General features: G+C 66.6%; 22 protein-coding genes. 15 read left to right on the forward strand and 7 right to left on the reverse strand.

Annotated elements, in window-relative coordinates; translation table 11 throughout:
- Positions 1 to 89: 89 nt before the first annotated feature.
- The gene (gene ilvA, locus C0V75_RS03810) at positions 90 to 1,337 is read left to right on the forward strand and encodes a threonine ammonia-lyase IlvA (protein WP_101919898.1); all 1,248 of its coding nucleotides are present in this window, start codon (positions 90 to 92) and stop codon (positions 1,335 to 1,337) included.
- Here the strand turns inward: ilvA and C0V75_RS03815 are convergent.
- Complete coding sequence (locus C0V75_RS03815; protein WP_101919544.1) at positions 1,334 to 1,645, reverse strand: Hpt domain-containing protein; 312 nt, start codon at positions 1,643 to 1,645, stop codon at positions 1,334 to 1,336. The genes ilvA and C0V75_RS03815 overlap by 4 nt on opposite strands.
- 144 nt (positions 1,646 to 1,789) lie before the next feature.
- Between C0V75_RS03815 and C0V75_RS03820 the strand changes: the two genes are divergently transcribed.
- Positions 1,790 to 2,983, forward strand: a complete 1,194-nt coding sequence (locus C0V75_RS03820) for a PP2C family protein-serine/threonine phosphatase (protein ID WP_101919545.1) — start codon at positions 1,790 to 1,792, stop codon at positions 2,981 to 2,983.
- Here the strand turns inward: C0V75_RS03820 and C0V75_RS03825 are convergent.
- Positions 2,980 to 3,426, reverse strand: a complete 447-nt coding sequence (locus C0V75_RS03825; RefSeq protein WP_101919899.1) for an NUDIX hydrolase — start codon at positions 3,424 to 3,426, stop codon at positions 2,980 to 2,982. The genes C0V75_RS03820 and C0V75_RS03825 overlap by 4 nt on opposite strands.
- Positions 3,427 to 3,495: 69 nt before the next feature.
- Here C0V75_RS03825 and C0V75_RS03830 point away from each other — a divergent pair, with 69 nt between their 5' ends.
- The 7 genes from C0V75_RS03830 (at position 3,496) to C0V75_RS03860 (ending at position 11,797) form a co-directional block, all read left to right on the forward strand.
- The gene (locus tag C0V75_RS03830) at positions 3,496 to 4,491 is read left to right on the forward strand and encodes an Hsp33 family molecular chaperone HslO (RefSeq protein WP_101919546.1); all 996 of its coding nucleotides are present in this window, start codon (positions 3,496 to 3,498) and stop codon (positions 4,489 to 4,491) included.
- Complete coding sequence (locus C0V75_RS03835; protein ID WP_101919547.1) at positions 4,484 to 5,080, forward strand: CoA pyrophosphatase; 597 nt, start codon at positions 4,484 to 4,486, stop codon at positions 5,078 to 5,080. The genes C0V75_RS03830 and C0V75_RS03835 overlap by 8 nt, the downstream gene beginning before the upstream one ends.
- A gap of 3 nt (positions 5,081 to 5,083) precedes the next feature.
- Complete coding sequence (locus tag C0V75_RS03840) at positions 5,084 to 6,223, forward strand: CCA tRNA nucleotidyltransferase (RefSeq protein WP_101919548.1); 1,140 nt, start codon at positions 5,084 to 5,086, stop codon at positions 6,221 to 6,223.
- 60 nt (positions 6,224 to 6,283) lie between these two features.
- Complete coding sequence (locus C0V75_RS03845; RefSeq protein ID WP_101919549.1) at positions 6,284 to 8,131, forward strand: ABC transporter ATP-binding protein; 1,848 nt, start codon at positions 6,284 to 6,286, stop codon at positions 8,129 to 8,131.
- Positions 8,128 to 9,978 (forward strand): ABC transporter ATP-binding protein, encoded by a 1,851-nt coding sequence (locus tag C0V75_RS03850; RefSeq protein WP_101919550.1) that lies wholly within the window; start codon positions 8,128 to 8,130, stop codon positions 9,976 to 9,978. Before C0V75_RS03845 ends, C0V75_RS03850 begins: the two co-directional genes overlap by 4 nt.
- On the forward strand, positions 9,975 to 11,195 hold the full coding sequence (locus tag C0V75_RS03855) for a class I SAM-dependent RNA methyltransferase (RefSeq protein WP_101919551.1): 1,221 nt from the start codon (positions 9,975 to 9,977) through the stop codon (positions 11,193 to 11,195). Before C0V75_RS03850 ends, C0V75_RS03855 begins: the two co-directional genes overlap by 4 nt.
- Positions 11,196 to 11,299: 104 nt before the next feature.
- Positions 11,300 to 11,797, forward strand: coding sequence for a murein L,D-transpeptidase family protein (locus tag C0V75_RS03860; RefSeq protein WP_101919552.1), 498 nt, complete (start codon positions 11,300 to 11,302; stop codon positions 11,795 to 11,797).
- 21 nt (positions 11,798 to 11,818) lie between these two features.
- Here the strand turns inward: C0V75_RS03860 and C0V75_RS03865 are convergent, their stop codons facing one another.
- Entirely contained in the window at positions 11,819 to 12,385 is a 567-nt protein-coding gene (locus C0V75_RS03865; protein WP_101919553.1) for a CAP domain-containing protein, read from the reverse strand.
- A gap of 199 nt (positions 12,386 to 12,584) precedes the next feature.
- Here C0V75_RS03865 and C0V75_RS03870 point away from each other — a divergent pair, with 199 nt between their 5' ends.
- Both C0V75_RS03870 and C0V75_RS03875 read left to right on the forward strand, forming a co-directional pair.
- Complete coding sequence (locus C0V75_RS03870) at positions 12,585 to 13,190, forward strand: L,D-transpeptidase (protein WP_101919554.1); 606 nt, start codon at positions 12,585 to 12,587, stop codon at positions 13,188 to 13,190.
- A gap of 145 nt (positions 13,191 to 13,335) precedes the next feature.
- Positions 13,336 to 13,515 (forward strand): hypothetical protein, encoded by a 180-nt coding sequence (locus C0V75_RS03875; RefSeq protein ID WP_023663741.1) that lies wholly within the window; start codon positions 13,336 to 13,338, stop codon positions 13,513 to 13,515.
- Positions 13,516 to 13,597: 82 nt separating this feature from the next.
- On the opposite strand, the gene hemH is transcribed toward C0V75_RS03875, so the two are convergent.
- Both hemH and C0V75_RS03885 read right to left on the reverse strand, forming a co-directional pair.
- Entirely contained in the window at positions 13,598 to 14,653 is a 1,056-nt protein-coding gene (gene hemH / locus C0V75_RS03880; RefSeq protein ID WP_173861042.1) for a ferrochelatase, read from the reverse strand.
- Positions 14,654 to 14,764: 111 nt separating this feature from the next.
- On the reverse strand, positions 14,765 to 15,592 hold the full coding sequence (locus C0V75_RS03885) for an SAM-dependent methyltransferase (protein WP_101919556.1): 828 nt from the start codon (positions 15,590 to 15,592) through the stop codon (positions 14,765 to 14,767).
- A gap of 31 nt (positions 15,593 to 15,623) precedes the next feature.
- Here C0V75_RS03885 and C0V75_RS03890 point away from each other — a divergent pair, with 31 nt between their 5' ends.
- From C0V75_RS03890 to C0V75_RS03905, 4 genes are read left to right on the forward strand one after another with little or no spacing between them, the layout of a single operon-like run.
- On the forward strand, positions 15,624 to 16,337 hold the full coding sequence (locus C0V75_RS03890) for a ComF family protein (RefSeq protein ID WP_101919900.1): 714 nt from the start codon (positions 15,624 to 15,626) through the stop codon (positions 16,335 to 16,337).
- Between the two features lie 50 nt (positions 16,338 to 16,387).
- On the forward strand, positions 16,388 to 16,651 hold the full coding sequence (gene grxC / locus C0V75_RS03895) for a glutaredoxin 3 (protein ID WP_101919557.1): 264 nt from the start codon (positions 16,388 to 16,390) through the stop codon (positions 16,649 to 16,651).
- Positions 16,651 to 17,487 carry a carbon-nitrogen hydrolase family protein gene (locus C0V75_RS03900; RefSeq protein WP_101919558.1) on the forward strand — a complete coding sequence of 279 codons (837 nt, stop codon included), beginning with the start codon at positions 16,651 to 16,653 and terminating at the stop codon, positions 17,485 to 17,487. The genes grxC and C0V75_RS03900 overlap by 1 nt, the downstream gene beginning before the upstream one ends.
- Positions 17,484 to 17,945, forward strand: coding sequence for a MarR family winged helix-turn-helix transcriptional regulator (locus tag C0V75_RS03905; protein ID WP_101919559.1), 462 nt, complete (start codon positions 17,484 to 17,486; stop codon positions 17,943 to 17,945). Before C0V75_RS03900 ends, C0V75_RS03905 begins: the two co-directional genes overlap by 4 nt.
- Before the next feature lie 8 nt (positions 17,946 to 17,953).
- On the opposite strand, the gene dhaL is transcribed toward C0V75_RS03905, so the two are convergent.
- Together dhaL and C0V75_RS03915 are read right to left on the reverse strand one after the other, a co-directional pair.
- Positions 17,954 to 18,556 carry a dihydroxyacetone kinase subunit DhaL gene (gene dhaL, locus C0V75_RS03910; RefSeq protein ID WP_101919560.1) on the reverse strand — a complete coding sequence of 201 codons (603 nt, stop codon included), beginning with the start codon at positions 18,554 to 18,556 and terminating at the stop codon, positions 17,954 to 17,956.
- Between the two features lie 4 nt (positions 18,557 to 18,560).
- Positions 18,561 to 19,565, reverse strand: coding sequence for a dihydroxyacetone kinase subunit DhaK (locus C0V75_RS03915; RefSeq protein WP_101919561.1), 1,005 nt, complete (start codon positions 19,563 to 19,565; stop codon positions 18,561 to 18,563).
- Between the last annotated feature and the right edge of the window lie 51 nt (positions 19,566 to 19,616).

Below are 19,616 nucleotides of genomic sequence, written 5' to 3' on the forward strand. Positions count from 1 at the left end.
CGCAAGGATGGAACCTTGCCGAAAGCTCGCATAGGCTAAAGCGCGGCATGGGGCCATTCTGGCCGCTGCAACAAGGGGATTTCTACCGGATGTCGGACTTCACCACCCGTGCCCGCCACGCGACAGCCGCCCTCCGGGACCTGTTTCCCGAAACACCCCTGCAACGCAACGAACACCTGTCGCAGCGCTATGAGGCCGACATCTGGCTGAAACGCGAAGACCTGACCCCCGTCCGCAGCTACAAGCTGCGCGGCGCCTTCACCGCCATGCGCCATGTGCTGGACGAAACGCCCGACCGCCGCCATTTCGTCTGCGCCAGCGCAGGCAACCACGCGCAGGGATTGGCCTTCGCCTGCCGCCATTTCGGGGTTGAGGGCACGATCTTCATGCCCGTCACCACCCCCCAGCAAAAGATCGACAAGACCCGCGCCTTCGGCGGCGAAAACGTTCGCATCGTCCTGACCGGCGACTATTTTGACCAGACGCTGGCCGCCGCGCAATCCTTCTGCGCCGAACGGCAGGCGCATTTCCTGTCGCCCTTCGACGATCCCGACGTGATCCTCGGCCAATCCTCCGTCGGCGTCGAAATCCTTGACCAACTCGGTCAGGCGCCCGATCTGGTGATCCTGCCGGTGGGCGGGGGCGGCCTGTCTTCCGGCGTCACCGCCTACCTTCGGCAGGCCGCACCCGCCACCGACTACCGCTTCGTCGAACCGCTTGGCGGCGCCAGCCTGATGGCCGCCCTGCGTGCGGGCGAACCGTCCAAACTTCCCCGCGTCAACAGCTTCGTCGATGGGGCCGCCGTGGCGCGGCTGGGTGACATCACCTATCGCCATCTGGACTGGATCGACGCGACCAATGTCCTCCTCGCCCCCGAAGACCGCATCTGCGTCACCATGCTGGAAATGCTTAATGTCGAAGGCATCGTGCTGGAACCGGCAGGTGCGCTGTCGGTGGACGTGCTGCCCGAACTGGCCGAGGAAATCCGCGGCAAGACGGTGGTCTGCGTCACCTCCGGCGGGAATTTCGATTTCGAACGCCTGCCCGAGGTGAAGGAACGCGCCCAGCGCTATTCGGGCGTGAAGAAGTATTTCATCCTGCGGATGCCCCAACGCCCCGGCGCCTTGCGCGAATTCCTCGGGATGCTCGGCCCGGATGACGATATTGCCCGCTTTGAATACCTGAAGAAATCCGCGCGCAACTTCGGCTCCGTCCTGATCGGGATCGAAACCAGCCGGCCCGAGAATTTCCGCGACCTCTTCGCCAAGCTGGACGCGGCCGCCTTCACCTATCGCGACATCACCAGCGACGAGATACTGGCCGAATTCCTGATCTAGGCCATCGCCACCTCCAGCCTTGCCAGCGCGGCACGCGACCGGGCGAACAGATCGGCCAGCGCGGCGGGGTCGAAGGATTGTCCCTGCTCCACCCTGCGGCAGCAGTCCGCCAGATCCTCCAGCCCCATGGTCAGCGCCGATCCCTTCAGGAAGTGCAGATCGGCGGCCATGGCAACCGGGTCATCCATCGCCCGAAGCCGCGCCACGACCTGCGCGCTTTCTTCAAGAAACAGCGCCAGCACGTCGGGAAAGGCCTCCGCCCCGATCTCGTCACGCAGGGACTGCACCCGTATGGGATTCACCAGCATCGCACCCTCCGTCCGGCCTGTCACACAGGATGCAGGCCAATCCTTCACGCCGGGTGAACGCCTCCCCGAAAAAGCACGCAATCTTAGGGGTTTACCGGGGGTTAAGCCGCACCCGTCCAGAATGGGCGCGGAAAGGATTGGCCCATGTCACAGGATGCCCCGCGACAGGTGCTTGTCGTCGATGACAGCGCCGCACAACGCCAGATGCTCTCCCGGCAACTGGCGCGCTGGGGCTATGGCGTGGTGCAGGCCGCCTCGGGGGGCGAGGCACTGGCGCTGGCCCGGGCCACAGATTTCGACATCGTCCTGTCGGATTGGGTCATGCCCGGCATGTCGGGGCCGGACTTCTGCCGTGCCTTCCGCGCCCTTCCTCGGGCGGGCTACGGCTATTTCGTCCTGCTCAGCGCGAAATCCTCCAAGGACGACATCGCCATCGGGCTCGACAGCGGGGCCGACGACTTCCTCACCAAACCCGTGGATGCGACGGAACTCCTCTCCCGCCTCCATGCCGGCGAGCGGATCCTTGCGATGCAGGCCGAACTGCGCCGCCGCAATGCCGATCTGGAACGCATCCATGCCGATCTGCATCGTGATCTGGCCGAGGCGCGGCGCCTGCAACTATCCCTCGCGCCCGAACCTGTTGTTGCCCTTGGCCCGGCCGAACTCGTGTTCCTCCTGCGCCCCTCCGGAATGCTGGGGGGCGATCTGGTCGGCTGGTTCCCCATCGCCGCAGGGCGCATCCTGCTGTTTGCCGTCGATGTTTCCGGCCATGGCGTTGCCGCCGCCCTGATGATCGCGCGGCTTTCGGCCCTGCTGGCCACTGGGTCGCGCGACCAGAACATCGCCTTCCACAATGGCCGCCCCCTGCCGGTGGAGGCGGTGGTGGCCCGCCTGAACCGCATCCTGCTGTCCGACCGGACCGGCGACCTCTACCTCACCCTCCTCTGCGCCGAACTCGACCTTGCCACCGGCCATCTGCGGCTGGTGCAGGCGGGCCATCCCCATCCGCTGCTCCTGCGGGCCGATGGCGCGGTGCTTGCGCTGGGCGAAGGCGGGCTGCCCGTGGGGCTGGTGCCCGATCCCGGCCATTGCGCCCTCGACCTGCATCTGCATCCCGGCGACCGCCTCTTCATCGGCTCGGACGGGCTGATCGAATGCCCCGGCCCGGGGCGGGGCGATCTGGGCGATGACGGGCTGGTCCGCCTGCTTCTCGGCCAAAGCCAGCAGCGCGGCACCGCCCTTGCCGACGGTGTCATCGCGGCGCTGTCGGATCATGCCGGAACCGCCGACTTTCCCGATGACGTCTCCGCCATCGTGCTCGACTGGCACGGACCCTAGCGCAGCAGGCCCAGAACCCGCGCCAGCATCGCCCGGTCCCCGTCATTGCCCAGCAGGTCCAGCCCCGCCCGCGCTGGCATCCACACCGCGCGATGCCCCGCCTCGGAGGGCGGACCGAGCCGGCGCACCGGATGCGCCAGGTAGATGGAACAGACCTTCTCCGCCCACAGATCGTATTCCGGCATATAGGTGAACCGCCGGAAGGCCCCCAGCCGCCGTGTCACCGCGATCTTCCACCCGGTCTCTTCAAACACCTCGCGGTGCAGCGCGGCCACGGGATGTTCGCCCGGATCAATCCCGCCACCGGGAAGCTGATACTCCGGCACAGGCTCGGCCTGATGCGTCGCCAGCAACTCCTCCCCGTCAAGAAGGATGGCATAGACCCCCGGCCGCCGCTTGTAGCGTTGACCTTGCTTCACTTGTTCCCCATATCGGCGGATCATCTCTTCGGTCCCGTGTTTGCGCATGCCATATTGGCGCGGTATCAGGGGTCGGCACAATCGGGAAACCCAATGACCATCGGCTCTCAACTCGCCTGGGACGATACTGTCCTGCCGTTTCAGCTTGACCGCTCGGATATCCGCGGCCGTGTCGCGCGTCTCGATGGCGTGCTGGATCAGGTGCTGAAGCAACACGCCTATCCCCCGGTGATCGAGGCGCTGGTGGCCGAAGCCGCCCTCCTCACCGCGCTGATCGGCCAGACGATCAAGCTGCGCTGGAAGCTGTCGCTGCAAATCCGCGGCAACGGCCCCGCCCGGCTGATCGCGACGGATTACTACGGCCCGTCCGAGGATGGCCAATCAGCCCGCATCCGGGCCTATGCCAGCTTCGACCGCGACAGGCTCGACCATGCCGCCCATCCCTTCAGCCAGATCGGACAGGGTTATCTTGCCATCCTGATCGACCAGGGCGAAGGCACGGTCCCCTATTCCGGCATCACGCCCATCGCGGGCGGCTCGCTCTCGGCTTGCGCGGAAACCTATTTCGCGCAATCCGAACAGCTTCCCACGCGCTTTGCCGTCACCTTCGGCAAAAGCCAGACCCCCGGCTCCGCGCCGCATTGGCGCGCCGGAGGCGTGATGCTCCAGCACATGCCCAAGGCTTCGCCCTTCGTGGCGGGCGGCGGCGGCACGGGCGAAGGCGGCCTTCTGACCCATGCCGACATCCTGTCGGGCGACGAGGGCGAGAACTGGACCCGCGCAAACCTCCTCCTCGACACGGTCGAAGAGATGGAACTCATCGGTCCCTCCGTGCAACCGACCGACCTTCTGGTCCGCCTGTTCCACGAAGAAGAACCGCGCGTCTTCGATGCCCAGCCGATCCGCTTTGGCTGCTCCTGCTCGGAAGAGAAGGTCCGCAACTCGCTGTCCATCTATTCCGCCAAGGACATCGCCTATATGACCACCGACAAGGGCGTGGTGACGGCGGATTGCCAGTTCTGCGGGGCGCATTACGAACTCGATCCAAGGACCGTCGGCTTCGAGGCGGCAAAAGCCCCCGATGCATGACGCCGAAACCCGGCTGCGCGCGGCCCTTTCCCGCCCCGCGCGGCCGTCGTCGGATTTCGACCTCAATCCCGCCCTCTCCCTCCCGCCGGGCCGGAGCCTGCGCCCCGCCGCGGTGCTGGTCCCCGTCTGGCTGCGCCCCGAGGGTGCGCGGCTTATCCTCACGAAACGCGCCTCGCATCTGAAACATCACCCCGGCCAGATCGCCTTTCCGGGCGGCAAGGTCGATGCGGAGGACGATGGCCCCATCGGTGCCGCGCTCCGCGAAAGCCGCGAAGAGGTGGGGCTTCCCTTCGATCTGGTGGAAATCGCGGGCACGCTGCCGGAACATGAAACCGTGACCGGCTTTTCCGTGACCCCCGTCCTCGGCTTCATCCGCGATGACTTCACCCCCCTCCCCGAGGCGGGCGAGGTGGAAGAGGTTTTTTCCCTGCCGCTGTCCCATGTGCTGACGCCGGCCAACTATGCCATCGAACGCCGCCGCTGGCGCGAGGAATGGCGCAGATACTATGCGGTGCCCTATGGTCCCTATTACATCTGGGGGGCCACCGCGCGCATCCTGCGCGGTCTGGCCGACCGGGCGCAGGGGTAAGGCATGAGGCTTTCGGGCGACTGGCTGACAAATCCCGCCGCGCAATCCGTCTGCGCCGCCTTGACGGCGGCCGGGCATCAGGCGCTTTTCGTCGGTGGCTGCGTCCGCAACGGCCTGCTTGCCATGCCCGTGGGCGATATCGACATCGCGACCGATGCCCCCCCGGATCGCGTCTGCGCGCTGACCCAGGCGGCGGGGCTGAAATGCATACCGACGGGCATCGACCACGGCACCGTCACCATCATCGCCGGGGGCCGGCCCCACGAAGTCACCACCTTCCGCCGCGATGTCGAAACCGATGGCCGCCACGCCACCGTCGCCTTCTCGACCCGGATCGAGGAAGATGCCGCCCGCCGCGACTTCACCATGAACGCGCTCTATGCCCGCCCCGATGGCACGCTGGTCGATCCGCTGGGGGGCCTGCCCGACCTGCACGCCCGCCATGTGCGATTTGTCGGCAATCCAGACCAGCGAATCCGCGAGGATTATCTCCGTATCCTGCGCTTCTTCCGTTTCACCGCCTGGTATGGCGATCCTGCCCTGGGGATGGATGCCGACGGTCTGGCCGCCTGCGCCGCCGGGATATCCGGCCTCGCCGACCTGTCGCGCGAAAGGGTGGGGGCAGAGATGCGCAAACTCCTTGCCGCGCCCGATCCCGCCCCCGCCGTGGCCAGCATGGCGCAGGCGGGCATCCTTGCCGCGCTCCTGCCCGGCACCGACCACCGCGCCCTTGCGCCGCTGATCCATCTGGAACAGGGCGAACCGATCCGCTGGCTGCGCCGCATGGCGGCGCTGGGCGGCGGCGACCCGACCGATGCGCTCCGCCTTTCCCGCGCCGAAGCGCGCGATCTTGCCCGCCTGCGCGAAGCGATGGCCGGAACCGGAACACCCGCCATGCTTGGCCATGACCTCGGCACGGCGCTGGCCTTCGATGCCCTCCTCCTGCGGGCTGCGCTCCTGGAACAGCCCCTTCCGCAAGGCGCACGGGACGAGGTGGCGCGCGGCAGCACCACCGCCTTCCCGATCACCGCCGCAGACCTTCCCGCCCTGTCCGGCCCTGCGCTCGGCCAGGAACTGAAGCGGCTGAAATCCCTCTGGCTGGCCTCCGACCTGCGGTTGTCGCGGTCACAACTGCTTTCCTGACGGTTTCCCTTCCCGGCGAAGGGGTCTATATGGTGGGGTCTGGAAAAGAGGCTTCACCCCGTGTTTCGTTTTTTCGAAGGCCTCGTTGACCCCTACGGTCCCTACGAGCAAACCGATACGCCGCCCCGGCGGCTCTGGCCCTTTCTGAAGGACTATATCCGCCCTTTCCGGGGGGTGTTTGCCGTCACGGCCATCCTGTCGGTGCTCACCGCCTTCGCCGATGTGGCGCTGATCTGGTATGTCGGGCGACTTGTGGACCTTCTGGCCGAGAACGGCCCGCAGCAGGCCTGGGCGCTCTACGGGACCGAGATGATCGCCGTCGCGCTGGCCGTCCTGATCCTGCGCCCGATCCTTCTGGTGGGCAATGTCGCGCTTCTGCACAACACCATCCTGCCGAATTTCGGCACGATGATCCGCTGGCGCGCCCATGCCCATGTCATCCGCCAACCCGTCGGCTGGTTCGAATCGGATTTCGCGGGCCGCATCGCCAACCGCATCATGCAGACGCCCCCGGCGGCAGGCGATGCCGTGTTCCAGACCTTCGACGCCGTCGCCTTCGCCTCGATCACCGTGGTCGGCGCGGGCATCATGCTGGCCGATGCCGACCCGCGGCTTCTTCTGCCGCTGATCATCTGGTTCGCGCTTTATGCCGCGCTGGTGCGCTGGACGATCCGCCACGCAGGCCCCGCCGCCAAGGCCAGCTCCGACGCCCGCTCTGCCGTCACGGGGCGGGTGGTGGATGCCTATACCAACATCCATTCCGTCAAGCTCTTCGCCCATGACGCCCGCGAACTCGATTACGCCAAGGAGTCGATCGAGCACGCGCGCGAGACGTTCAAGCAAGAGATGCGGATCATCACCAAGATGGACCTCGCGCTGACGGTCCTGAACGGCTTCCTCATCGTCGCCATCACCGGCTGGGCGATCCTTCTGTGGTATCAGGGCGCGGCCACCATCGGCACCGTCGCCGCCGCCTCGGCCCTCGTCCTGCGGCTCAACAACATGACCTACTGGATCATGTGGGCCTTCTCCTCGCTCGTGCAGGCCTTGGGCGTGGTGCAGGAAGGGATGGAAACGATCACCCATCCCATCGGCCTTGTGGATGCGCCGAACGCCAAACCGCTCCAGTTCCGCGAAGGCCGGGTCGAGCTGGACAATATCCAGCACCATTACGGGCGCGACTCGGGCGGGTTGCAGGGCGTCACGCTGACCATCAACCCCGGTGAAAAGATCGGCGTTGTGGGCCGCTCCGGCGCGGGCAAGTCCACGCTGGTCAAACTGATGCTGCGCTTCTACGACTGCGAAAGGGGCCGCATCCTGATCGACGGTCAGGACATCGCAAAGGTTACCCAGAACAGCCTGCGCAGCCGAATCGGCATGGTGCAGCAGGACAGCTCGCTCCTCCACCGCTCTGTCCGCGACAACATCCTCTACGGCCGCCCCGACGCGACGGAAGACGAGATGATCACCGCCGCAAAGCGGGCCGATGCCCATGACTTCATCCTCACGCTGGAAGACCCGCAAGGTCGCCGCGGCTACGACGCCCATGTCGGCGAACGCGGCGTCAAACTCTCCGGCGGTCAGCGGCAGCGCGTGGCGCTGGCCCGCGTCATCCTCAAGGACGCCCCCATCCTCATCCTCGACGAGGCGACCTCGGCGCTGGACTCCGAGGCCGAGGCCGCCATTCAGGATGCGCTTTACGGCGTCATGCAGGGCAAGACCGTCATCGCCATCGCGCATCGCCTGTCCACCATCGCCGCCATGGACCGCATCATCGTGCTGGAAGACGGCCGCATCGCCGAACAGGGCACCCATGCCGACCTTTTGGCGCGCGGCGGGCTTTATGCCCGCTTCTGGGCGCGGCAATCGGGCGGCTTCATCGGTCTGGAAGAAGAGGCTGCCGAATGAACCTTGCCCGCACCCTCGGCAACGCCATCGACGCCTTCCGCCCCGCCGACGGCCCCCCGCCCGAACGGCTCGGCGCCTTCTTCCGCTGGTCGCTCAAGGGCTCCTGGCCCGCCCTCGTCGTGGCGGGCATCCTCTCGTCCCTCGCGGGTGTCACAGAGGTCGTCTCCGCCCTCATCCTCGGCTGGGTGATCGACGCGGCGTTGGTCTCCGGTCCCGACCGGTTCTTCGTGGATCACGGGCTGCTGATCGCCACCTTCCTGATCTTCTACATGGTCCTGCGCCCGCTGGCTTTCGGCATCTCTTCGGCCTCGAACTCCATCGTCGTCGGCCCCAATGTCCTTCCCCTCGTCCTGTCGCGCCTGCACCGCTGGACGCTCGGGCAGGCCGTCACCTTCTTCGACAATGATTTCGCAGGCCGCATCGCCACGAAACAGATGCAGGCCGCCCGCGCCGTCACCGATGTGGCGACCGAGGTCATCAACACCGTCTGCTTCGCGCTGGCCTCCGTCATCGGATCGGTCGTCTTCCTGATCGCCATCGACAACCGCATCGCGCTGGCCCTGGCCGTCTGGCTGGTGGCCTATATCCTGCTGATCCGCTTCTTCATGCCCCGCGTGCGGGTCAACTCCGCCGCCCGCGCCTCCTCCCGCGCGATGGTTTCGGGGCAGGTCGTGGACACGATCACCAATATCAAGACGGTAAAGCTTTTCGCCCATGCCGCCTTCGAAGACCGCGTCGCCCTGAAATCAATGGAGGTCTTCCGCGAGAAATCCCTTGAATTCGGCGTCATCTCCACCTGGTTCCGCCTGTCGCTGATGACACTGGCAGGGGTGCTGCCCGTCCTTCTGATCGGCGGCGCGGTGCTGCTGTGGATGCAGGGCGCGGCCACCGCCGGCGACATCGCCGCCGCCGGTGCCATCGCCATGCGCATCGCCCAGATGTCGGGCTGGGTCAGCTTCACCCTCATGTCGATCTACACCAGCGTGGGCGAGGTCGAGGATGGCATGAAGACCCTCGCCGTCCCCCATGCGCTGGCCGATGCGCCGGATGCGCATGAACTCCCGCCCATCCGGGGCGAGATCCGTTTCGATCACGCCTCCTTCGCCTATGGGCGCAAGCGGGGCGGTGTGGCCGATATCGACCTGCACATCCGCGCGGGCGAAAAGCTCGGCATCGTCGGCGCCTCGGGCGCGGGGAAATCCTCGCTCGTCTCGCTGCTTCTGCGGCTCTACGACACGGAATCAGGCGCGGTTCTGGTCGATGGCCATGACCTGCGCACCATCACGCAGGAAAGCCTGCGCCGCCAGATCGGCATGGTCACGCAGGAAACCGCGATGTTCAACCGCTCCGCCCGCGACAACATCGCCTATGGCAAGCCTGATGCGACCGAAGAGGAAATCATCGCCGCCGCCAAGGCCGCCGAGGCGCATGATTTCATCATGCAGATGGTCGATCACAATGGCCGCAAGGCCTATGACGCCTTCCTCGGCGAACGCGGGGTAAAGCTCTCGGGCGGCCAGCGCCAGCGCATCGCCCTTGCCCGTGCCTTCCTGAAGGACGCGCCCATCCTCGTGCTGGACGAGGCGACCTCCGCCCTCGACTCCGAAGTCGAGGCGAACATCCAGGATGCACTTTCCCGCGTCATGGAAGGCAAGACGGTGCTGGCCATCGCGCATCGCCTCTCCACCATCTCGGCGATGGACCGCATCGTCGTGCTTGACGAGGGCCGCATCGTCGAAGAAGGCACGCATGAGACGCTGCTCGCCAAGGGCGGCCTCTACGCCCGCTACTGGAACCGCCAATCGGGCGGCTTCATCGGCATCGACGAAAAGGAAGCGGCAGAGTGAAACTGGTGATCGAACGGCTCGGCCACCTCGGCGATGGCATCGCGCGGGGGCCGGACGGCCCGGTCTATATCCCCGGCCTCCTGCCGGGCGAAGAGGTGGAAGGCACGCTGAACGGCGACCGCCTGATCGACCCGCGCATCGTCACCCCGTCACCCGACCGCAAGAAACCACCCTGCCCCCATGCCCGCACCTGTGGCGGCTGCCTGATGCAGCACGCCGCCGATCCTTTCGTGACCGCGTGGAAAGAGGGGATCGTGAAGGGCGCGCTGGCAGGCCAGGGCCTCGACGCCCCCTTCCGCCCCTCCCACAGCTCGCCCCCCAACTCCCGCCGCCGCGCCACGTTGGCCGCACGCAAGACGAAGGGCGGCGCGCTGATCGGCTTTCACGCCCGCGGGTCGGACCTCATCATCCCGGTCCCGTATTGCCACCTTCTGCACCCCGACCTCCTCGCCACCCTTCCGGCGCTGGAGGCGCTCACCCGCGCGGGCGGGTCACGCTCCACCGAACTGGCCCTTACCGTGACCCGCAGCCTCTCCGGCCCCGATGTCTCTGTCTCCGGTGGCAAGGAACTCGACGGCGCCCTGCGGATGGACCTCGCCCGCATCGCCGAAACCCACGGCCTCGCCCGCCTCACCTGGGACGGTGAAACCGTCGCCCTGCGCACCGCCCCGATGCAGCGCTTCGGCAAGGCCCTCGTCGCCCCACCGCCCGGCGCCTTCCTTCAGGCCACCCCGGACGGCGAAGCCGCCCTCCTCTCCGCCGTGACCGAGGCCGTGGGGGGTGCGAAACGGATCGCCGACCTTTTCGCCGGCTGCGGCACCTTCGCCCTGCCTTTATCCGAACAGGCCGAACTCCATGCCGTGGAAGGCGAAACCGCCATGACCGCCGCGCTGGAAAAGGGCTGGCGCGCCACCCCCGGCCTCAAGAAACTCACCACCGAAACCCGCGATCTCTTCCGCCGTCCGCTGGAACCCGACGAACTCCGCGCCTTCGACGCCGTGGTGATCGACCCGCCAAGGGCAGGGGCCGAGGCGCAATTCGCCACCCTTGCCCGCAGCGCCGTGCCGGTGGTGGCAGCCGTCTCCTGCAACCCCGTCACCTTCGCCCGCGATGCCCGCCTGTTGACGGCCGCGGGCTTCCGTCTCGACTGGGTGCAAGTCATCGACCAGTTCCGCTGGTCCGCCCATGTCGAACTCGCCGCCCGCTTCTCGCGTTGACGAAGCCGTGAGCGACCCGTCCGAAAGGTCGCCTAGCCAGACCCGCCGATTTCGGCTATGCCACTGAAAAACGAAGAACAAGATACGGCGAGGCGGGCAGTTTCATGCGGTGGTTCCTGAAGGTTTTTCTCATTCTCGCGCTGGCGGTGGGTCTTTCGGCCTGCGGCGGTGGCAAGTTCCGCAAGTATAACGGGCCAGAGGTCACCTCGGTTCAGGTCCACAAGGCCGCGCGGAAGATGTATCTGCTGCATCACGGTCGGGTGCTGGAATCCTATGACATCTCGCTTGGCTTCGCCCCCGAAGGCCACAAGCAGTTCGAAGGTGACGGCAAGACGCCCGAAGGCGCCTATTACATCACCCACCGGAACCCGAAGTCGCGCTTCCACCTGTCGCTGGGCATCTCTTACCCCAACACGACCGATGTCGCTTTTGCCGAAGCCGCAGGCAAATCGCCGGGCGGCGACATCTTCATCCACGGCGGCCCGCGCCGCCCTGTCTCGCGCCGCGACTGGACGGAAGGCTGCATCGCCGTCTCCGACAAGGAGATGGAGGTGATCTATTCGATGGTGGAACCCGGAACCGTCATCCACATCCTGCCCTGATCGGGGCAGGCAGGACCGGCCTCACCCGGCGAAAGCCGCGCTCTGGAACCCGGCCCCGAAGCCGCCGCTCGATCCGGTCACCAGCGTCCACCAGATCTTGCCATTCGGCTCCTGGAACCAGGCAAAGCCGATATCCGTCGCCGCCGGATCAAGGATGACATTCCGCATGTCCGGGCTTTCCATCCAGGTCGCCAGCGTTTCCAGCTCCGTCTCGTAGGTTTCCGAGATCAGCTCGCCCAGCAGCTTTCCGGTATAGCCCACGCGCTGCACCCGCGTCAGGGGCGATGACCCGTCCGATCCGAAATGCCAGGGCCGGTTCTGCACCGACATGTCACGCGCATGTGTCGCCGCTGCCGCGTTCAACTGCGCATTGAAGGTCAGCGCCCCGAGGCCCCGCGCCTGACGCAGCGCATTCACCGAATCAAGCAGCCGGTATTCGATCGTCCCCGCCCCTTGCGACGCGGTGGGATAGACCTGCGGCAAGGGCTGGCCATCCGGCCCCAGCTTCGGCCCTGCGCCCATCGTGGGCGAACAGGCCGCAAGCGCCGCCGCAGCACCGCCCAGCATCAGCATCGTCCGTCTGTCCATCTTCCTGCCCGCCCCAGTTGCGCCGCAGCGCCGGTTCTTTGTGCCGTTCTTTATCGAAAGCGCGGAAACAGTTCAAACCCAACCGAACAGGGGACGCTTTCCCTGCGGCCCTTTGCCGACTGACATGCGTTTGATTTGCCGAAACGGGCCGAAATCGCTATCACGCCGGAAAAAGAGACAATCAGAAAGGGGCAAGCAGATGAGTGCCGACCGCAAGGTCCCCATGGACCGCCGCTATTTCCTCGCCGGGGCCGCCGCCGCCATTGGCGGGGCCGCCGCCCTTCCCGCAGCCGCGATGGAAGGCTCCACCGAAATGCTGCCGGGCGCGTCAAGCTCGGTGCGCAACAACGCGTCCAGCTTCCGGATGCTGGATTGGCAGAACTATTTCGACAACACCCGCAGGGGGGCGATCCTCGTCGATCTCACCTCGCGCGCCTTGCATTTCTGGTCCGAGGATCAATCGACCTACCGCCTCTACCCGACCTCGGTCCCCCTGTCCGAAGACCTCACCCGTCGCGGCCGGACGGAAGTGGTTCAGAAGGTCGTCGCCCCCACTTGGCGTCCGACTCCCGCGATGCGCGAGCGCAACCCGGAATGGCCCGAAGTCGTGGAAGGCGGGTCGCCCGACAACCCGCTCGGCACCCATGCGCTCTACCTGTCCTGGACCTATTACCGCATCCACGGCACCCATGACACGCGCAAGATCGGCCGCCGCTCATCCAACGGCTGCGTCGGGCTTTACAACGAGCATATTCAGGAATTGTTCGCCCTGACACAAGTCGGGACGCAGGTGTTGCTAATTTGACGAAAAGCGCCGGAACGGCGCTTTTCGCGCAAGCAGCAAGTTGCAATCCGCCGACGTTGCTGCTTAACAAGGGCCACGAGGTATATCTTGGGTGCATGGCGTCGCCTCTGCAACATCCGTCGTCATGCAATAACTGGAGGTTAACATGAAGAAACTCGCGCTCGCTGCCGCTCTGACGGTTGCCGCCTCGACCGCTTTCGCTGGCGGCATGGCTGAACCGGTGATGGAACCGGAAGTTGTTGAAGCGAACACGTCGTCCTCGGCTGGCGGCATCGTTGTTCCGCTGCTGCTCCTGCTGGTCATCGCGGCTGCTGCCTCGAACTGATCTTCCGGATCGCGTATAGGAAAGGGTCGGCGAAGCAGTTCGCCGACCCTTTTCTATTTCCGGTCCGACAGGCCGCCGCGCCTTAGCGCAGCCAGCCCGTCAGGTTCTCTTCGATGACCGCAACCAGCGCCTCGATATGCGCCGCGTCATCGTTCAGGCAGGGGATATAGGTAAACACCTCGCCCCCCTCATGCTCGAAGGCCTCGCGGATTTCGCCGTTGATCTCTTCCAGCGTCTCGATGCAATCGGCCGAAAAGGCCGGCGCGATCACCGCGATCTTCTTCTTCCCCTGCTTGGCCAGTTCCGCCACATGCTCCACCGTATAGGGGCGCAGCCATTCCTCGGGGCCAAAGACCGACTGGAAGGTCGTGTCGATCGACCCCTTCTCCCATCCCAGCCGTTCCCGCAGCAGGCGCGAGGTCTTGGCGCATTGGCAATGATAGGGGTCACCCGACATCAGATAGCGCTTCGGCATCCCGTGATAGGACGCGACAAGGACATCGGGGGTGTGATCCAGCGCCGCATAGGCCTTTTCCACCGATTGCGCCAGCGCCTCGATATAGGCGGGATGTTCGAAATATTCCGGCACTGTCCGCACTGCGGGCTGCCGCTTTTCCTTCATCAACGCCCGAAAGAACTGGTCATTCGCGGTGGCCGAGGTCGCGCCCGCGTAATGCGGATATAGCGGGAAGAACAGGATCTTCTCGCAGCCCGCCTCCACCATCGCGCGCACCTTCGATTCCGTCGAAGGATTGCCATAGCGCATGCAGAAATCGACCATGATCTCGTCGCCATGCCTGCCCGCGATGGCCTCGGCGATCTTCCGGGTCTGGCCCTTCGTGATGGTCAGAAGCGGGCTTTCGTTCAACTCGTGGTTCCAGATCAGCTTGTAATTCGCCCCCGATGAAAAGGGCCGCTTCGACAGGATCACCAGTTGCAGCAGAGGCTGCCAGATCCAGGCCGAATAATCGACCACCCGCTTGTCCGACAGGAATTCGTTCAGATAGCGCCGCATCGACCAGTAGTCGTAATTGTCCGGCGTGCCCAGATTGGCCAGCAGCACCCCGATCTTGGCCTTGCGCACCGGCGGGTGATCGGCCTGCGCATGGGCCAGCCGTCCCTGACCGGGGTGGATCATGCCCGCGTCATGGCCCGTCACGGCACCCTGCATCGAAGGCTTGGCATCCAGCATCGCGGTTTCCTTCAAATCTTTAATGTTTCGCCGGACATAAAGGCTTCTGGGCCGGGGTCAACCGTTCCCACCCCTGTCAGGCAGTCGCAACTCCGCCGTGCCCAACGCATCGGCCAATCTTTGGGCAGCCGATCCGGGGCGCAACGGCTTTTGCTGGCTGTCATCGGGGGCCCAGCCCGTCAGGCAGATGATCTCGAAGGTCGCGCGCACCCGGCCATCCGCCCCGGCATGATGCGCCGCATAAAGCGCCGCCGCCCGCAACAGCACCGCCCGCCGCGTGGGCCTGCGCAGCCGCGCCATCAGCGCATTCCCCTCGCCCATCGCGCGCAGATCGCGCATCAGGGCCAGCGCATCGCCATAAGTCACCGTTTTCGTGAAACTGTCCGCCACCGGCAGGGCAAATCCCGCCCGTTGCAGCAAGGCGCCCAGGTCGCGAATTTCCCCCATCGGCAGAACGCGCGGCGACAGGCCCCCTGTCACCTCCGCCTCGGCCTGCGCGAGGCAGGCCCGCAATTCGGCCAGCGTCTGCCCCCCGTAAAGGAAGCCAAGGAACAGGCCGTCGGCCTTCAGCGCGCGGCGGCACTGCACCAACTGCCCCACCGGATCATTCGCCCAATGCAGGGCCAGCGCATGGATCACCAGATCGTGACCCGCCACCGGCAGCGCCAGCACCTCGTCATCCGGCACCACCACGGCCCCCGGCAGGCCCCAGACCGCAGGAAAACCCGTCACCACGGCGGGCGCCGTAAACCGCCTGTTAACCTCGGCGAGTCTCTCCTCCACCTCGGCCCGCACCTCGTCGTGCAGGAACAAGGCCCCCGCATCGGCGCGGGCGCGTTGGCGCAGCAGGGCAGGGCGGTCAGTCAGAAGGGGCGGGGTCTGCATGGCGCGGACCTTGGGCAAAAAGGGCGTCGGAATGCAAGCACTGCTCCAACTTCTCTATCCTCCGCAATGCCTGTCCTGCGGGGGGCTGGTGGACAGCGACTTCGCGCTCTGCCCCGAATGCTGGCGCGATACGCCCTTCATCACCGGCCTCGTCTGCGACAGTTGCGGCACCCCCCTGCCCGGAGAGGATGACGCCACGGTCCATTGCGACGACTGCCTGACCATCGCCCGCCCCTGGGCGCAGGGCCGCGCCGCGCTGCTCTATCGCGACCGGGGCCGCGACATTCCCCTCGCGCTGAAACATGGCGACCGGACCGATCTCGCCGGTCCCGCCGCCCGCTGGCTCTTGCGCGCAGCGCAGCCCATCCTGCGCCCCGGCATGATCCTGGCCCCGGTGCCGCTGCACTGGCTGCGGCTCTTCCGCCGCCGCTACAACCAGTCGGCCCTTCTCTCCGCCGCTCTCGCCCGCCTCGCCGGGCTTGACCATGTCCCCGACCTGCTGATCCGGTCGCGCCGCACGCCCACGCAGGACGGGCGCGATCGGGATGGCCGCTTCCGCAATGTCACCGGCGCGATTCGCGCCCATCCCCGCCATGCCCCGCGTCTGAAAGGCGCTGAAATCCTGCTCATCGACGATGTGATGACCAGCGGCGCCACCCTCGCCGCCGCGACGGAGGCCTGCCTTGCCGCCGGTGCAATGCGGGTTTCCGTTGCCGTGCTGGCCCGCGTTGCGAAGGATGCCTAAATCCCTATAGTTCCGCGCAACCCCGCGCGTGATGTCATAGGACCCAAGCCATGCCCGCCACCAAACCGGTCGAAATCTACACCACGCCCATCTGCCCCTATTGCCTCGCCGCCAAGCGCCTGCTCACGAAAAAAGGCGTGGATTTCACCGAAATCGACGTCAGCCGCGATCCGGCGCTGCGCGATGCCATGACGGCCCGCGCCCATGGCCGCCGCACCGTCCCGCAGATCTTCATCGGCGGCACCCATGTCGGCGGCTGCGATGACCTGCACGCGCTGGAGGCGGATGGCAAACTCGACCCGATGCTTGCCTGATGCGCGCGGGCCTGGTGCAACTCACCGTCACGGATGATCCGGGCCAGAACCTGCCCGTCACCCTGTCGCATATCGCCACCGCCGCCACTGGCGGCGCGGGCTTCGTGCTGACGCCGGAATGCACCAATGCGCTCTCGTCAAACCGCGCCCGCCTGCGCAGCCTGCTGCACCCCGAAGAAACCGACCCCACCCTCGCCGCCCTGCGCGAGGCCGCCGCGAAACACGGCATCTGGCTGCTGGTGGGCTCCCTCGGCCTGCTCACCACCGATGCCGATGGCCGCTTCGCCAACCGCTCCCTCCTCATCGCGCCCAGCGGCGACATCCACGCCCGCTATGACAAGATCCACATGTTCGACGTCAACGTGTCGGAAACCGAGGTCTATCGCGAATCCGCAGGCTACCGCCCCGGCAACCGCGCCGTGCTGACCGACACCCCTTTTGCGAAGATCGGCATGACAGTCTGCTACGACGTCCGCTTCCCGCACCTCTACCGCCGCCTCGCCAAATCCGGCGCGCAAATCCTCACCGTTCCCGCCGCCTTCAACCACATCACCGGCGCGGCGCATTGGGAAACCCTGCTCCGCGCCCGCGCCATCGAAACCGGCTGCTTCATCCTCGCCCCCGCCCAGACCGGCTTCCACCCGGAACATGAGGGCAAGGGCCGCCGCACCCATGGCCACTCCCTCGCCATCGCACCTTGGGGCGAGGTTCTGGCCGATGCAGGCACTGAACCCTGCGTGACCTTCGTCGATCTCGACCTGGACGAAGTGACCAAGGCCCGCGCCCGCATCCCCTCCCTCTCCCATGACCGGGATTTCACGGGTCCCGATCCATGAAGCCCGCCGACAAGCCCACGGTCGAGAAAACCGAAGACATCGCCGTCGCCCTCTTCGGCGAACTCTTCATGGCGGATCAGCTCGCCCGCAACCGCATCTCCAAGGTTCTGCCCAAGGGGATGGAACTGTCTCATTTCAGCGTGCTGAACCATCTGGCGCGCGTGAACGATGAACGCACCCCCGCCCAGCTTGCCCGCGCCTTCCACGTCACGCGCGGGGCGATGACCAACACGCTGAACCGGCTGGAATGGGCAGGCCACATCCACATCCGCCCGGATTGGGACGACGCCCGCCGCAAATTCGTGGCGATCAGCCCCGCTGGCCGCGCCGCCCGCGATGCGGCGGTGCAATCCGTCGCTCCCCTCATCGCCGAAGTGGTGCAGGCGCTGGGCGCCGACCGCGTCCGCGCCGTGCTGCCGGTGCTACGCGAGATGCGGACAAGGCTGGAAGGCGAGTAGGGCGGGGTTCACCCCGCCATACCCACCAGCCCCGCCACCATGATGGCCGCCGAAGCCGCGCCGGGGTCCATATGCCCCAACACCCGATCCCCCAACCGCTCGGCCCGGCCCAAACCGGCGACCATCCCCTTCGTCGCCTCCGCCCCGGCTTCAGCCGCCGCCACGATCTCCGCCGACGTTCCGCCCGCCAGCGCGCATTCCGCCGCCGGATGCCAGGCGTCCAGCATCGTCTTCATCCCCGGTGCCGCCTTCCCGCGATGCACGATCCCGTCCCGCATCGCCGGGATGGCCAGCCGCCCAAAATCGCCCTCTGCCACCGCCTCCACCGCGCCCAGCGCCTTGCCCATCCGCAGGAACCCCGTCGCATAAAGCGGCCCGGAGGAGGCACCGACCGCATTCAGAAACCCCTTCGCCGCCGCGTTGCAGATCTCCTGCAAGCTGCCCTCCACCGCTACCGCAGCCTCTGCCGCCGCCTTCATCCCCTGCTCCATGGCGATCCCGTGATCGCCATCCCCCACCGCACCATCCAGCGCGCAAAGCGCATCCCGTTCCGCCGCCATCCGCGTGGCCAGCGCCGCCAGCCGGGCCTTCAGCACCGCCGCATCCACCATGGCCTCACCCCTGCCGGAACATCGCGCAGTCGCAGGGATGGTCGATCAGCCGCGTCAGTTCCGCGTCCAGATGCATCACCGTGATCGACGCCCCCGCCATGTCGAGAGAGGTGCAATACGGCCCCACCAGCGCCCGATGCACCTCCAGCCCCGCCTGCGCCAGCCGCGCCGCCACCCGCGCATGCAGGATGTAAAGCTCCATCAAGGGCGTCGCCCCCAGCGAATTGACCAGCACCGCCACCCGGTCCCCCCGCGCCGCGCCCATCTCGGCTAGGATGGCATCCATGATCTCGTCCACCACCTCATCCGCCGGGCGCAGCGGCCCGCGCCGCACCCCCGGCTCGCCATGGATGCCCATGCCGATCTCCATCTCGCCCACCGGCAGGTCGAAACTCGGCCGCCGCGTCTGCGGCAGCGAACAGGAGGACAGCGCCACCCCCATCGTGAAGGTTCGCGCATTGGCATGGCGCGCGATCCGCTCCACCTCGTCCAGCGGCAGCATCAGGTCCGCCGCCGCCCCCGCCGCCTTGAAGATGAAGACATTGCCCGCCACCCCCCGCCGCTTCGCCCGGTCGGGGGAGGACGCGATGTCATCCGTGGTCAGCACCGTCCGCGCCTCCACCCCTTCCATCTCCAGCAGTTCGGTCGCCATGTCGAAATTCATCACGTCACCGGCATAGTTGCCGTACATGAACAGGACGCCCGCCCCACCCTGCGCCGCCAGCGCCGCATCGACGGCAGGCTGCGGCGGTGGCGAGGCGAAGACATTCCCCACCGCGCAGGCATCCGCCAGGCCCTTGCCGACAAATCCAAGGAAGGTCGGCTCATGCCCCGATCCGCCCCCGATCACCAGCGCCACCTTGCCCTGACGCGGGCCATGCCGTGCGATCACCGCGCGCGGCGCATGGGCAGGCCGCCAAAGGTGACCGGGATGCGCGGCCATGACGCCCGCAAGCATCTCGTCCACAGCGGCATTGCCGTCATTGATCAGCTTCTGCGTCAGAGCCATCGCATCCTCCCCCACCCGCCTCGGCGGGCAGAGTAGAACCAGCGCCCGCCC

This window comes from Tabrizicola sp. TH137 (genome assembly GCF_002855575.1).
Lineage (GTDB): Bacteria > Pseudomonadota > Alphaproteobacteria > Rhodobacterales > Rhodobacteraceae > Paragemmobacter.